13 protein-coding genes are annotated in these 14,434 nt (G+C 35.5%); 1 reads left to right on the plus strand and 12 read right to left on the minus strand.

The window, feature by feature from the left end:
* Positions 1 to 12 precede the first annotated feature (12 nt).
* Entirely contained in the window at positions 13 to 2,115 is a 2,103-nt protein-coding gene (cadA, locus tag A5889_RS16400) for a cadmium-translocating P-type ATPase CadA (protein ID WP_087639831.1), read from the plus strand.
* Between the two features lie 152 nt (positions 2,116 to 2,267).
* Here the strand turns inward: cadA and A5889_RS16405 are convergent, their stop codons facing one another.
* The 12 genes from A5889_RS16405 to A5889_RS16460 all read right to left on the minus strand — a co-directional run bounded on the left by A5889_RS16405 (position 2,268) and on the right by A5889_RS16460 (position 14,410).
* On the minus strand, positions 2,268 to 3,293 hold the full coding sequence (locus A5889_RS16405; RefSeq protein ID WP_087639832.1) for a lysozyme family protein: 1,026 nt from the start codon (positions 3,291 to 3,293) through the stop codon (positions 2,268 to 2,270).
* Positions 3,280 to 5,067 carry a CD3337/EF1877 family mobilome membrane protein gene (locus A5889_RS16410; protein WP_087639833.1) on the minus strand — a complete coding sequence of 596 codons (1,788 nt, stop codon included), beginning with the start codon at positions 5,065 to 5,067 and terminating at the stop codon, positions 3,280 to 3,282. Before A5889_RS16410 ends, A5889_RS16405 begins: the two co-directional genes overlap by 14 nt.
* Positions 5,068 to 5,079: 12 nt before the next feature.
* The gene (locus A5889_RS16415; protein ID WP_087639834.1) at positions 5,080 to 7,602 is read right to left on the minus strand and encodes an ATP-binding protein; all 2,523 of its coding nucleotides are present in this window, start codon (positions 7,600 to 7,602) and stop codon (positions 5,080 to 5,082) included.
* A gap of 14 nt (positions 7,603 to 7,616) precedes the next feature.
* On the minus strand, positions 7,617 to 8,306 hold the full coding sequence (locus A5889_RS16420) for a TcpE family conjugal transfer membrane protein (protein ID WP_087639835.1): 690 nt from the start codon (positions 8,304 to 8,306) through the stop codon (positions 7,617 to 7,619).
* 2 nt (positions 8,307 to 8,308) lie between these two features.
* Positions 8,309 to 8,647, minus strand: coding sequence for a TcpD family membrane protein (locus A5889_RS16425; protein WP_087639836.1), 339 nt, complete (start codon positions 8,645 to 8,647; stop codon positions 8,309 to 8,311).
* Positions 8,648 to 9,667: a conjugal transfer protein gene (locus A5889_RS16430; protein ID WP_087639837.1), complete on the minus strand. Its 1,020-nt coding sequence runs from the start codon at positions 9,665 to 9,667 to the stop codon at positions 8,648 to 8,650.
* 4 nt (positions 9,668 to 9,671) lie between these two features.
* Entirely contained in the window at positions 9,672 to 10,049 is a 378-nt protein-coding gene (locus A5889_RS16435) for a hypothetical protein (protein ID WP_087639838.1), read from the minus strand.
* Positions 10,046 to 10,531, minus strand: coding sequence for an antirestriction protein ArdA (locus tag A5889_RS16440; RefSeq protein ID WP_087639839.1), 486 nt, complete (start codon positions 10,529 to 10,531; stop codon positions 10,046 to 10,048). Before A5889_RS16440 ends, A5889_RS16435 begins: the two co-directional genes overlap by 4 nt.
* 13 nt (positions 10,532 to 10,544) lie before the next feature.
* The gene (locus A5889_RS16445; protein ID WP_087639840.1) at positions 10,545 to 11,846 is read right to left on the minus strand and encodes an XRE family transcriptional regulator; all 1,302 of its coding nucleotides are present in this window, start codon (positions 11,844 to 11,846) and stop codon (positions 10,545 to 10,547) included.
* A 376-nt stretch (positions 11,847 to 12,222) separates the two neighbouring features.
* Entirely contained in the window at positions 12,223 to 13,659 is a 1,437-nt protein-coding gene (locus tag A5889_RS16450; protein ID WP_087639841.1) for an FtsK/SpoIIIE domain-containing protein, read from the minus strand.
* 16 nt (positions 13,660 to 13,675) lie between these two features.
* Positions 13,676 to 14,074 (minus strand): DUF961 family protein, encoded by a 399-nt coding sequence (locus A5889_RS16455; protein ID WP_087639842.1) that lies wholly within the window; start codon positions 14,072 to 14,074, stop codon positions 13,676 to 13,678.
* Positions 14,075 to 14,089: 15 nt separating this feature from the next.
* The gene (locus tag A5889_RS16460; protein ID WP_087639843.1) at positions 14,090 to 14,410 is read right to left on the minus strand and encodes a hypothetical protein; all 321 of its coding nucleotides are present in this window, start codon (positions 14,408 to 14,410) and stop codon (positions 14,090 to 14,092) included.
* Between the last annotated feature and the right edge of the window lie 24 nt (positions 14,411 to 14,434).

Raw genomic sequence — 14,434 nt, forward strand, 5'->3', positions numbered from 1 at the left:
GGAGGTCCCAATATGAAGAAAGAGTATATTTTAGAGGGGTTAACTTGTGCAAACTGCGCAGGTAAAATTGAGAATGACGTTAAGAAAATAAGCGGTATAGAAAATGTGACACTTAACTTAATGAATACGACGTTAGCATTTGATAAGAAAGATGACAACGGTCTTGATGAAGAAATCGAAAAAATCGTGCATACGTACGAACCAGAAGTTGGTGTTTTTCCTAAACAGGAATATAAAAAAGAACCAACAAAAAATTTGAGTCTTAAAGATAATAAGATTTTTCTTCGACTAGTAGTTGGTGCAATTATACTCATATTTGCAGTTATAGCCAACATGCAAGACGGTATAAATGATTGGTTGAAGTTAGCGTTATTCTTAATCAGTTATGCAATTCTTGGTGGAGATGTATTGTTAAAAGCAATTCGTAATATTTTTAAGGGCCAAGTATTTGATGAAAACTTCTTAATGAGTATTGCAACGATTGGAGCCTTTATCATTGGAGAAACCGCAGAAGCAGTTGCTGTTATGCTTTTTTATCAAATTGGTGAATTGTTTCAAGATATTGCCGTTAAGCGATCTAAAAAATCAATTACAGATTTAATGGATATTCGACCAGATTATGCTAACTTGAAAGTTGGAAACGACATCAAGAAAGTAAAACCTGAAACAATAAAGATTGGTGATATTATTGTTGTTAAGGCTGGCGAAAAAGTATCTCTTGATGGAATTGTCGTTGATGGCGAATCCATGTTAGATACAAAAGCATTAACAGGCGAATCAGTCCCACGAAAAACAAAAACTGGAGATAACGTATTGTCTGGTTGTATCAATCAGAGTGGTGTCTTAACGATTGAAGTTACAAAAACATTTGGTGAATCAACGGTGGCAAAGATTATTGATCTTGTTGAAAATGCTAGTAGTAAAAAAGCCCCCACCGAAAACTTTATCACAAAGTTTTCAAGATACTATACTCCAGTAGTGGTAATTGTTGCAACGCTATTAGCAGTCATTCCTCCCTTATTCTTTGGTGGTGAGTGGTCTGATTGGGTAAATAGAGGGCTAATCTTTCTTGTAATCTCTTGTCCATGTGCATTAGTTGTTTCAATCCCGCTAGGTTTCTTTGGTGGAATTGGTGGTGCTTCTAAACATGGTATTCTAGTAAAGGGCAGTAATTTTCTTGAAGCCCTAAACACTGTTGATACAATTGTATTTGATAAAACAGGAACTCTAACAGAGGGAGTATTTGAAGTCACTTCTATTAATACAAGCAATGGTTTTACAGAAGAGCAATTAATAGAGTATGGAGCAAAAGCAGAAACATTATCCAATCACCCAATCGCTATGTCAATTAAGAAAGTTTATGGTAAAGAGATTGAACATAGTGAACTTGATTCTTATCAAGAAATTGCAGGACATGGAATTAGTGTATTGATTAAGGAAAAACCTGTTCTTGCAGGAAATGAAAAATTAATGAAACAGCATAATATTGAGTATACGTCGAACAGCGAAACAGGAACGGTTGTTTATATTGCTGTTGATAATGTATTTGCTGGTTCAATTGTGATTTCAGATAAAATTAAAAAAGATAGTTTTGAAGCCATTCAATCACTTAAGAGTAAAGGTGTTCAAAAGACAGTCATGCTAACAGGTGATAATAAAGTGATTGCTCAAAATATTGCTAAAGAATTGTCATTAGATGAAGTTTATTCAGAATTACTTCCAACAGACAAAGTGGATATTTTAGAAAGACTTGAAAATGAGGAAGTCGACAAAGGAAAACTAGCCTTTGTCGGTGATGGAATCAATGATGCTCCCGTATTAGCAAGAGCAGATATCGGAATTGCTATGGGCGGTTTAGGGTCAGATGCTGCTATTGAGGCAGCAGATATTGTCTTAATGACCGATGAACCTTCTAAAATAGCAAAAGCCATTGATATTTCAAGTTTTACAAAGAAAATAGTATGGCAAAATATTATTTTTGCATTAGGTGTTAAAGCCATCTTTTTAACTCTTGGTGCATTCGGAATTGCAACAATGTGGGAAGCTGTATTTGCTGATGTTGGTGTATCTGTATTGGCGATTTTAAATGCTACACGTGTCATAAGGTATAAATAATCAGAAGCAGATATTGTAAAAAGTACAATACCTGCTTCTTTATCTGAATAGTGTAAAGAATAATTTTTTAGTTGATTTTACAAAATTAAGCTGCGGATAAATATAGTTGTGCGAACTGAAAACTCTTTCTCAAGTATTTTTAGTTTTAAAATTTATGGTGTTCCATACCCCATAATATAAGGGCTATTTTTTTCATAACTTAGTTTAGCAATCTTATCTCCTGAATTACCTTCAATTGTATGAACAACTTCATTTTCTACTTTCTCCACGATTCCTACATGGTCGCTGACAGAATCACCATCCCAATCAAAAAAGATGATATTTCCACTTTTAGGCAAATTTCCTTTCTCCAACCATTGGTTTTTAACTTTAAAATTCTCAATGCCTGTTGGACAATAAGCAAACCGCTCCATTTTAACGCCAGCTTTTTCAGCATTATAAGAAACAAAAATGGCACACCATTCAACACGTCCATTGAAGCCGTACCATTGCCAATACTTCATCCCTCCCTCATGTGTTCCTTCATCTAATTCTTTAAGTGCTGATTTTACAATAGCTGAATTTCCTTGGCTATTATTGCTGGAAGTAGAAGTGATGTACTGTTTAACAATTTGAGCGTAAAACATATTGCCATACGCATAACGATAATCATAGCCTAAGTTGACAGCTATAGGATTAGTGTAAGTGACTGTTTTTCCACCTGCTTGATTTTTTGAGAATTGAATCGCACGATCCAGAGAGTAGCTCTTACCTGAATGACTTAGAAAGCCACCTCCAAAATTATATGCTTGTACAATATTTAAAACATCGTATTCTCGGTGTCCTTTCCACATATCTGCAAAATATTTTACGCCAACTTCAATGGATTCATTTGGATCTTGAATTGAATTAGGTGGCTTTCCTTGGCTTTCGGAACATTGCATTACATCGGGATATTTTTCTGAATTTCCCCCTGATTCTGCCATAATGATTCCTAATAAATAAGGAACCGCTTCGGAAATCTCATTTTTAGCAGCTTCTTTTGTGACTTTATCTTTCCAACGAAGCACTGCTTCTGGAAGGTTTTGTCCTTCTTCCGAGCCAGAGTGGGTAGTTGAAGAGTCACTTTCAGCAATGAGCATGAAAAATATAAAAAAGAAACCTGCCAGTAATAAAAGAGATAACTTACGTGCTTTCATAGGGCTGTTCCTCTTCTAATTCTGGAGTGCTATAGGCTTCCTGTCTTAAATGACTAATTTCTTTTTCAAGTTGCTTTGCTTCATGTTGTGTTACTGGAGATGGAGAAGGTGATGAAGGGGTTTCTTCTAGAGAAACATGTTCTATAGTTTCCGTTATCTCTTTATTCTCAACAACTTGTTCCACAGAAGTTTCAATTTCTTCCGCTAAAGGACTTGGTGCAATTAATGTATCATCAACTTCTTCCATTGGCAATACAGTTTCCGTTATAAAAGGTTCTGTACTTGTTTCAAAGTCTGATACGTTTTTAACAGGATAGTTTGGCAATTCTTCTGAATCTTTTACATCAACAGTATTTATAGGGAGCGTTTCTTCTTTGGATGCCATTGGGTGTTCATCAAAAGCTGTTGCCGTTTTATCAAGAGAAGTTTCTTCTTCACCAGCTTGCACTAATAAATTATCCTGTAGTTCGTTTTGACGATAAGCGTGATCCAATTCTACTCCAGAACGAAGGTAATCATTTTCTGCAGCTTGTGTTTTATAAGTTTGTTCAGCATAGCGATTTTGCTGATCTTCTTTTTGAGATCGTTGTTGCTGCTTTTCTTGAAGAGCTTGTTTTGGATTGAAAGAAAAGTCTCTTAACTCTGCTTTTCCTTGGGTAAGCGAGCGAACGATTTGTCCTTTATTTTTCCAAATGAATAGACCTAATAAAACTTTTACGAACAACCCAACAATCATTGTGACAATGTTTGTTACAACAAAAAAGGAATCTAGCAAATTTAGAATAGAGAACAAGAGACCAAAACCGAATCCAATCCCTATTTTTGAAGCAAACAGTGTTCCTAGTAACATGAATCCATTTTTTAACAGATGGTGCATGTTTGGAATCAATGCTAAAAATAGTAGTGAGGGGAAGAGAAACAGAATGCCATAAATTAATAGCTGGATTAAAATGTTTGCAACTCCAATGATTAGTACGGCTGTTCCAATCACAATCAGCATAATAAATGTATTTAGTAAAACAGCGACTTTTTCGGTCATACGATCAGAGGTGAGATAAGAATTTTTTTCGGAGTCTTTTTTTATTTTATCTGCAATTTCGTCTGTCTTTTTTTGATCAAATGTTTCGCCACTTTTAACAAGATAAGATTCAAATTGCTCTTTTGATACGTCTGTTTTTCCAAAATTGAGTAACGCATAAGGCTTAATGACAAATTCATCAAAAATGAGATTTCGGATATTGCTTGTTCCGTCTAATTGTTGGTTTGGTCCAAGTAAATTTTCTGAGATATTGCCGTTGCCTTTTGTTAGATTACCACTTGTTAAATCAACTAACTGTCCTTGAACATTTTGAGATAGTGTATTCACTTCTTGGATTTTATTGGCACCATCCGAAAAGAAGGTCATGCTTCCAACATAAATTAAAGTAAAAATACCAAACCGAATTAACACCTTGCTGATTCCTTTTTCAAAAAAATCTTTCACTGAAATAACAATCACAAACGTAAAAAGGAGAATTCCTACAACACTGAATAACTTATTGTAAATAGCACCAGTAGTGGAGAATAAATCTGGTAATACTCCTTCTAATAAATTTAAACTAAAGAGTTTATCTATAACATAGTCTAACGCCAAAACAAGGTATTTGATTAATCCAAAGGCAATATTGAGCAGGGCATTTAGAACACTTTGTAAATTTTCATTGATGCTAAACCAACCACCTTTTTCAAAAAAGGATTGGAAGCTATCAATATCAAACAAATCTTTTAATAACATAGCAGCTCCTTTCTAAGCGCTAAAGGTCGTTTCCACATCTGCACTTGTATTTTTTTTGACTGTTTGCAACATTTGATGGATTTCTTCATAAGGGCAGTAGACAAGCATCTTCCCAACACGACCACGTAAATCTAAATAAAGACAATGGTATTTGGGTAAGTTTTTTAACCAGTCTATATTTTCACTGGTTATTTCTAATCCTAAATGGCGAAGAATCTCTTCACGTTCATCTTTGTCATCATAAGCAAAAATTCGTCCAAAGTTTCCTGTGTCATCTTCTTCTGCTGTATCTTTAACAGATTGAGTGACGATGATAAGAGTATTATTGAAACTTCGACCAACTCTGCGCATGGATTTGATAATCGCACGTCCGTTTTTAGAAGAATTAAAAATCCAACTTTCATCAAATAGAACAACAGTGCTTTCTTCTCGATCACGTAAACCAAAAAGTTCACAGAATTTTCCTATAGACATCATCAACATGACTGACTTTCTCTGTGTAGCACTGTAGTCACTACTAAGTGTTTCTGCACGAGGCATCTCCAAACCTAAGACTTCTAGGACAGTGACTTTATTGGTGAGATTCAGCCCTTCATTTTCACCATAACTAAAGGCCAATTCTAAAATAGAACCTTGTACTGATTTTTTGATTAAGCTAGCGGTATCTCGAACCTCTTCATGTGTACTTTCTAGCATGAAGTCGACTACATGAAGTAATCCTATCCGTTCGCCTTGATCTCTTCTTTTTAATACAGTTTCGATTCCTTCTAGCATTGCCAATCTTGATTTTTTCTCTCTGGCACTAGTAAAATCATAAAGCTCTTCAAATAAATCTTGAGCCATATCTTTTGCGGCTACTCGATTAGGAATAAAGCAGAAGGGATCAAGAACACCCTTATTACTGGTTTTATTTGGATCAAGTCGTACTTGGTGGAAATGCTGTTGAATGAAAGCGCAAGTGTCAGGATATTTTTCTTGATACAGTGGATTATTGATAACCTCCATGATCCAATCAAAGAACTCAGATTTAGGGTCAACGTACAAACCTTTTCCATTCATTAAGACTGAAAGGAAGAAAATAAACTTTGCCAAGTAGGATTTTCCATTTCCAGTGGGTCCAGTGATGGCAATATGTGGACTATTGGCTTTTTTATCGGCGATATCATTTTGGTTCCCAATAGCTGGATTAAAGAAAACAGGTTTTCGACTAGTTTTTGCAACTTCTTTTGGTGTTAGGTTTCGAGTGTTTTTCAATTCCGAGACCATACCAATAGGAATTCCTACGTTATCACCAATCCGATTTTCAACACCTAATAACATTTCACTAATACCTTCAACTGTAGTAAAGTGAAGCCAATTTTTTTCTTGTCCTAGTTTGTTACCAGCTAAAAATTGATGGAAGAGAAAAACTTGATCGGCTAACCCTTTGACTATTTCTACATTTCTAGATTGACATAAAGAAATAACGGTACGAATCCGACTGCGACATTCTTCTGGTGTTTGTCCAAAGATACCAAAAAGTCCCAGCCATTTAATGACAGGGACTCTTAAATCTATTTTATTGTTTAGGTCGGTTAAAGCGTAACGATTAAAACGGCTGGATTTCATTTCGGCATCGCCCATAGAGACTGTTTCTTTTGCGCTATTTTTTAACCTTTTAGCTGCACGAGAAGACTTTCCTTTTAATCCTCTACCACCTTTTAAGGGTTCAAAATGCCCTTTGAGTCGAAACTCCACTGGAAAGGGGAGGCTTTGCACTACTTCTGCTACATGATTGAATGCCAAATTAGGAGCAAATTTATGAATAGGAAGCAGTGCAACGTAGCTAGTTCCTTCCGAGCTTCGTAGCTTTAATAAACCTTGTTCTTCTGTAGGATCAAGAATGGTATCTGTTAATGAATAGCTGCTATTTTCCACGAAATCAAGATCAAAAGAAGTCTTCATTCCACGTACATAGGGATAACGGCAGGCTTGTAGTACTTCTTGTTCAGTAAGTCTACGCCCGTTAATCGTTCCAACAAGTTGAAAGATTTCTGATTCTATTGAACGGAATCGTTTTAAAAAATCTTCATCAACAGTTAGATGATAGTGGTTAAGGGATAATAGTTTTCCAGCATAATAGTCAACCATTTCCATAGCTTTTCCTTTTACAGATGTTGCAGAAGATATACTAGAAAGCTTAACTCCAATATAAAATTTTTCTGTTGTGAGGACTCGAAGCTGACTTTCTAATTCGGAAAGTGTTCGATCAACTAAACTATCTCCCATTAATTCTGCTTGTTCATCAAAATTTTCGGAGAAAGCTGCTAGTCGCTCACTAAGATTATAAGAATGCGGATTTAGAAATAGTTCAAAGTCTTCAAAGCGGCGTAAGCTTTGCAAAAATTGATTCCATTTTTGTTTGTGCTTTTCTTGAATTTCTTTATTTTGACCAATAACATAGTCGCTAGGGCAAGTAAAATATGCCCAAACTTCATTCTCTGTAGTAAGCAATAAATTATGATAAACCTTATGAAATGGTTGCTTAAACTTCATTTTTTTCCACCTTTCTATAATAATCTAGTGATTCGTTTACGAATGGATTGCTTGATTAATGACTGATAGTGTTCTTTTAATTTAGGAACTTCTGATATCGGAATAACCCCCTCTGTAAATTGTCGAAAGAGTGTCTTTTTCATTAATAATACTTCGTCATCTGTTTCAAATAGCTCATAGAAACCTTCTTCTTTAGCTTTTAGTGATTCAAACTCATGGATTAGTTCTGGAACAACACTATCTTTTATTTCTTGCTTCAATTGGTCAACATCTAATGTATTCATTTTTGCTTCTCCTTCTTTTTTTATGGAAAGTTGTTCAACAGTGCAGCGATCATAAATTACTTTTTCTTGTTTAAATGAGTGAAGTTGTTCATGATAGAGCGATTTATGCCCAAATACAAAGGTAAGAAGATAGAGAAAATAATCTTTCAAAAAAATATCTGCTCGCTTTCCGTCCGGCTCAACTCGGTTAAATAGCTGCACTAAACCATAGGGAATAGCCAGAGAAATCATAACTACCAATTGATTCATCCCAAAGAGCATCAAGAGAGAACTAAACACAATCGCAAAACTGACTGTTGCGACTGTGAAGTCCTGTGCATAAACGACAAAAGGCAAGTGAACGTTTTTGGCAATTTCTCGAATCATGTAAGGCGCATTGAAGGGTTCCCTATAGTCTAATATCTGCTTTTCTTTATTCATGACTATAACCCGAAATAACTTTTTAGATTAGAAAGTGAATTAAGAACGCTTGTAGGGTCTTTAATAACTGCGTAAATAATACCGCCAAAAAAGAGGATCGCAAAACCTTGAATCCATTTTGAATTCAGAAATTCCTTGATGACTAAATAAACAACTACTACCCCAAAAATTGGTGCAATCCAGTCATTCAAGATGTAGTTACTGGCTTCTTTAGCATTTGCATCCGCATAGGCTACAGGAGATAGAGAGAAAAAGAATAAAAGGCTGCTGAATATGGTTGTTAATTTGACGGTTAATAACTGTCTTTGCTGAGGAGATTGTGTATTCTTCTTAGGTTTCATTTAAATTCCTCCTAAATAATGATGGATTGTTTCAATAAAGTAAGTGTTTTCTCGTTGTTTCAACAATAAAGTCATGGTTTCTTTGTGTCCTATTTTTGTTTCGCCATCAATAACATCAAAAGTAACAAAAGCAAAAAGTTGTTTGTCTTTGAAGAAGGGCTCAATTTGGCTGTTGCTTATCTGATAATTACCTGTTAGGATTTCTGGTTCTTTCATCATAAATGCCATATCTTCCAATGAAGCAGATACATATTTATCGAGGAATGACTGAATGAAACTGATAACCGCTTTTTCTTCTTTATTATCGACTTGTTGATACTGAGAAATATCTAGCATTTGTGATTGTCCATTTTGTGAAGTTAGTGAAGGTTCAATAGTAAAATAAGGATACGCAGTCACTTTAAAGGATTGATTTTTTAATTGTGTAAAAGGAATATTTAACAACACACGATTTTCAGTTTTCTCGTAATCAATATATTTTTCTTTGACAACTACTTCTTTATCACCTTCCTTTTTCTTTACATCTCGTTCTTTTGTAACTGGAGCAGTGATTTCATAGGAAATACGGTACTGAGCCACTAATTGTCCATTTTCATTGACTAGATCATAAAAATCAGAAGAGAGCAATTTTCGTTCAGTGCCTGTATTTTTTTCTTCTTCGAGTGTTATCGAAAAATAGGTCTCTTGGAGTGAAGTAAGGCGTTTCTCAAATGCCTGCTGTTCGGCAGGAATATTAATGTAAGCTGTGATAAAAGGTTGTAGAAACTGTTTGTATAATTCTGATGTAACAGGTGTGTTTGCATTTTTTGCTAATTCTTTTTGAATCGTTTCAGTTAATGTGGCTTGTTCTTTACGAATCAGACCTTGCATTTGAGTGGATTTAATAAAGGCAAAGGGACCACTGCTGATTAAAAAAAGCGTTAGGATTAAAAAGAAGGCACGAGTCGTTCGGATACTAGTCGCTTTTTCTTCTTTTGGTAAAGCAGGGGCATGATTCTTTTTTTCTTTGATAAATTTCATTGAATTACTCCTTTTCGATTATTAAAAAAGAGAACCCCTTTAATAAATAAAGGAGTTCCTTTGCAGAAAGCTGAGCACCATAAATTTTTAAACGGCTAGGCTGAGAATTGAATAGGTAGGTGGCTTTATAAAAATCATAGAAGTAGCCTAGATAAACACCAGAATTGCTATAGCGCTCTAAGCCTTCAATATAGAGACTGGTATGCTTTGAAAGAATTCGCTCAAAACAAACCTCTCTCTTAGGAATAAAAACCAAAGTCTCTCGTTGAGTCATTTTTTTAACAGTCAAAAATTGTCGTGCTTGACGTTCTGGTATTTCTCCCTCTAGACAAATGAAGCCATAGCTGCCTTGAAGGATTTCTTTTAGCTTTTGCTGATTCATGTCATTACCTCAACAATGGTGTTATCGTTTGCTTGATAAAGGCGACCATCTTGACGTAAATTTTCACCAATACCTTCATAATCGATATTCCACTTGATTAAATCAGGAACACCAGATAAGTAGCCAAGATCATCCACTAATTGTTCTGCATAGTCTTTATAAGAATAACAGTCAGAGTAGACTTGAATTTCATCAATTTGTTCAAATGCATCTAAAATATCGCTGAAAAATCCGTACTCTACAAGTTCACCTAAATAGTGAATGGCTGGGTGCCCACTATGCTCATCCAGTTGTTCTGCTGCTTCATTCATTTCGTTAAAATTTTCATAATGAGAAAGAGTAAATGGTGCCATATAGTCTGTTATTAAGTGCTCCTGCCCATCGTCTAATTCGATTTTTTCTTTGACCTCTTCCCAATCAATAGGCAATTCAAACCATCGCCCTTTATGGGTATGAAGATTTTCGATATATAGTTCAATCATTGTTTTTCACCTCTTAGTTAAATAAAAATTGTGCTAATAGTTGTTCTACTTCTTCTTGTGTAACAGTTACGGAAGAGGAAGAAGCTGTTTGGGTTTCTTCTTGTATCAATAATTCTTTTATTGTTGTTGTAAGTTTTGCCAACTCTTCTTGATCTTTTTCCTTTAGTTCTGCCTGCTGAATCCTAGACATCAACTCATTTTTGCCAAACGTTTGATCCATAATCCAAATTTTCTTTAGAGTAGGAGCAAGATAGTTGGAGAGCCAGCGTAAGGCTTTATCATAGTTTGGCTTTTCACCTTTCATAGTGAGCCGTAATTCTTGCATACTTTCAATAACCATTCGCCAATTTTGGCTGTAGTGAGTGCGCAGTCCGTTTGAGTCGGAATCATACACTTTGATGGCAGTATCAATTAATTCTTTGACGATCCATTCAATTGTTTCTCCTGTAGAAAGTAAATATTCAACAAAGAGATAGGCTTTTTCGTCAGCTAAACGGATTTCATAACGATTTTTAATACCATATTTCTGACGAGCCATTTCAACAGATATTTCTTCTTTTTTTGCTAGTTCGTAATCTTTTTGGTAAAAGTTTAAATAAAACGGCGATTGTCTGGAACCAAAATAAAGAGAGAGTCCTTTGTTGAGCCGCTGCCCACTCTTAACAACAATTCCTCCTGTAAAATCAAAATTGCGAAAAGTGGTATCGACTAATCCTTGTTCAACTTTTTCTTTCAATTCAAATAAATCATAATTGGGATAAAGAAGAGAGAGATGTTCATCCAGAGCCAAATCAATTCGCGTAATTTTGGTGTCAATTATTAGACCTTCACCAAAAATATTCGATTGATAAAGCCGCCAAAAGAATGTCGTCCAAGTTTCTTCTTGTTCTTCTAGTACCAATTCATATTCTCGACAGCCTTGTCCACGCAGTTCAATCATCACTCCCATATCTAGGTTTTCTGGATTTGAGAAAACAAAGATGTCACTAAAACAATAGCTTTCAGTATAATGATTAAAGCCATAGTTTTTGTAAATGAATACATCTGGATTCATTTGTAATATTTTCTCAATTACTTGAGAAGGGGAGTGGATTTTGAATCGAACACGAAGAAAATCAATTTTTGCTTCCATGGGTAGAAAGCCACCGTCCAAATGGAATGTTTTGCGTATTTTTTCTATGGATTTTTTTGGGATCGTTCGTTTACCAGTTTCAATCATAGAGAGGTATGATTTACTCCAATCAAGCTTTTCGGCAAATTGCTGTTGTGTTAATTGTAGTCGCTTTCGTAAAATTTTTATTTCTTGATTATTCATGGGTCACCTGCCTTGTTGTTCACAAAATAAATGAAAATTATTTACAGCTTTATTCTTAAAGAAAAGCTTTATTAATAAGGGATTTTGATAACCAATTTGTCTTTCTTGTAAAAAGTTACCCCCATGTTATTTAGCGAGGGTAACAGGTTAGAGCGAGCGCTGCTCGCCCTAACCACGCACAGTCATAGGCAGGAAACCTGCCTATTCCTTTTCGTTCTACCGCCACACACCAAAGTGTGCGGCTTTCACAAGGAAACCTTGTTCATAAAACGAAGCGGTTAGTATCAGCTTCTTCCATCCGCTGAGGCAACGAAAAAAGGGCAGCAAAAGATAAAGCTTTTCCTTTCCCTTTTTTCATTGATATAGTGGGGGGATCTCACTCTAGCTTTTTCCTTGAAAGTCCAAATGCTGAATGTGCTTCATTAATTTCCTCAGTAGTCATTTCTTGTAAAAGCTCTTTTATATTTAACGTTTGCATAGAACCAATTTGTTGAAGAGCTGCTAGAAAGTCATATTTTCTAGGAACAAGAGGGGCATAGAATTCACGAGGAACTCCTGAGCCACTATCGCAGTAGCCTCTGCCTTTAATTCGTTTATTGATGAACGCTTTTCCTTTTTGATCCGATCCAAAAGTCATGTAATAGCCCTGTTCTGATAGCTTTCCCAAGCTAACTCGAAATAAAAGATTATCACGTACACCGCCACCAAAGTTATCTGCATCAGGACGTTGGGTTGCTAAAATGAGAAAAACACCTGCTTGTCGTGCTTTTAGAACAAGTTCCTTTACATATCGCAGAATTTCGTCCTGTTCTTTATAGGTTAAGGTGCCAAAAAAGGCTGCCCACTCATCAACAATAATAAAGTAGGGAGGAATACCATAGTATGCAAAGTTTTTCCCTGTTGTATAGTTAGGGAGAGCCTTCATATAAACATAACGTCGATTCATTTCTTCTACAGCATTCTTTAAACACTTCGTGATCCATTTTGTTCCGTAAAATACGTGATTTTTAAATAAATGTAGACTTTCTAAATCTTTTAAATCTGCTTCTTTTGGATCACATACATCAACTGTTCCAACCTGAATGAGCGCATGAATTAAGGTGAGAAGAAAGTAGGACTTGCCACCCCCTGTGCCTCCAGTTACTAACATGTGAGGCACTTCGGCATAGTCCCATACAACACCATCCATGAGTTTGACTTGTCCATTTGTTACGATACAAGCTTCAATTCCAATCCGCTTACTGATCACATCAATCATTAATAAATAGGTGGTGAAGCCCATTTCCTTTTGTTCCTCAATGAAGTCAGCAATGTACATTTCTTCAAAAGTCTTTGCAATTTTTTGAAAGCGATCATGCCATTTCATGCCATCTGTGGGAACCGTTAAATAAAGAATTTCCTTGGTATTACGGTAATAAACTTTTGGAAAAACCATTTTTTCAGTAGCCTGTTCTTTTGATTTCCGTTCCTTCTTCTCATACAATCCATTGCTTTTCAAGAGACGAGCTAACATTTGTCGTTGGTAGACTCGATAGAAGAAACCACCCTTTAAAAAAGAAGCTCTGCGAATCATGACCAAAACTAACAACGGCAAGAAAAGTATTAAAAAAAGCCCTCCAATGGGAACTAAGAGGGCAATCCAATCAGTTATTTGTCTTTGTTGCATCATCTGTAGTAGCGGATAGATAAAAAGGTAGCTGTAGTAACCAGCAAATAATAGAAAAGGAAACCAAGCTAGTAGAAGGTAGGTACGATAAACAGATAGATGTATAGGACGAATTCGACGTCCACGATAATGAAAGAATGTGTTCATAGTTGCCTCCATTCAATTAGTTTTTCAGATTTTGGTCCCCTTTAGCTTGCTTTACATTAACTGATTCTACTTTTTTTAGGGATTCTGCTCGGATTTTGAAGGCTTGTTCTGACTGAATCGAATCGTTATAACCAGTATAAGAAGAAAGCCAAGCAAGTGCAGTGACTACTCCTGTAAGCTCTACTTCATCATCATAAGAGAACGCTGTAGTATCAACAGTTTCTGGAACAGTAATATCAATTTGGTCATTTTTAGCTTCGGAATAGACAGTAATGCGTTGTTCACGAACAAAATCTGTTCGGTTGCCTTCTGTATCTGTTTCATAAATTTTTTGGCTATTCAAATAGAATAATTTTCCAAATGTTCTACGTGTATCAAAATCTTTCACAATGTTATCTTCAAATTTTAAACTCATCATTTTTCTCCTTTTCTAGTTCAGTGTCAGCAATTGTTTAGCAAAAATTTGTAATTCAAGTGATCGACTAGCTGTTCCAATATTATTTCGTTTGGCACTAGGAACAAGTGTAACTTCACGCAGCTCGACTTCTTTACGACCTTCAAAACGTAGGGAGTTTCGTAAATTTGGAACGATGATTTCAAAGTCAGGATGAAGAGCAGAGGAGGCTGTAAAAATGCGACAAGGGATTCTTTTTCCCTCTACATAAACTTCTCGTTCTTCTTTAACGGTTGCTTTGATTTTATTTCCTAATTGATTGTCCTTTAAGACAATGCTTGTGACACGATTGGACATCTTTTTTCCTTCTTTCTTTTTTAA

The sequence above is a fragment of the Enterococcus sp. 9D6_DIV0238 genome (assembly GCF_002174455.2).
GTDB lineage: Bacteria > Bacillota > Bacilli > Lactobacillales > Enterococcaceae > Enterococcus_L > Enterococcus_L dunnyi.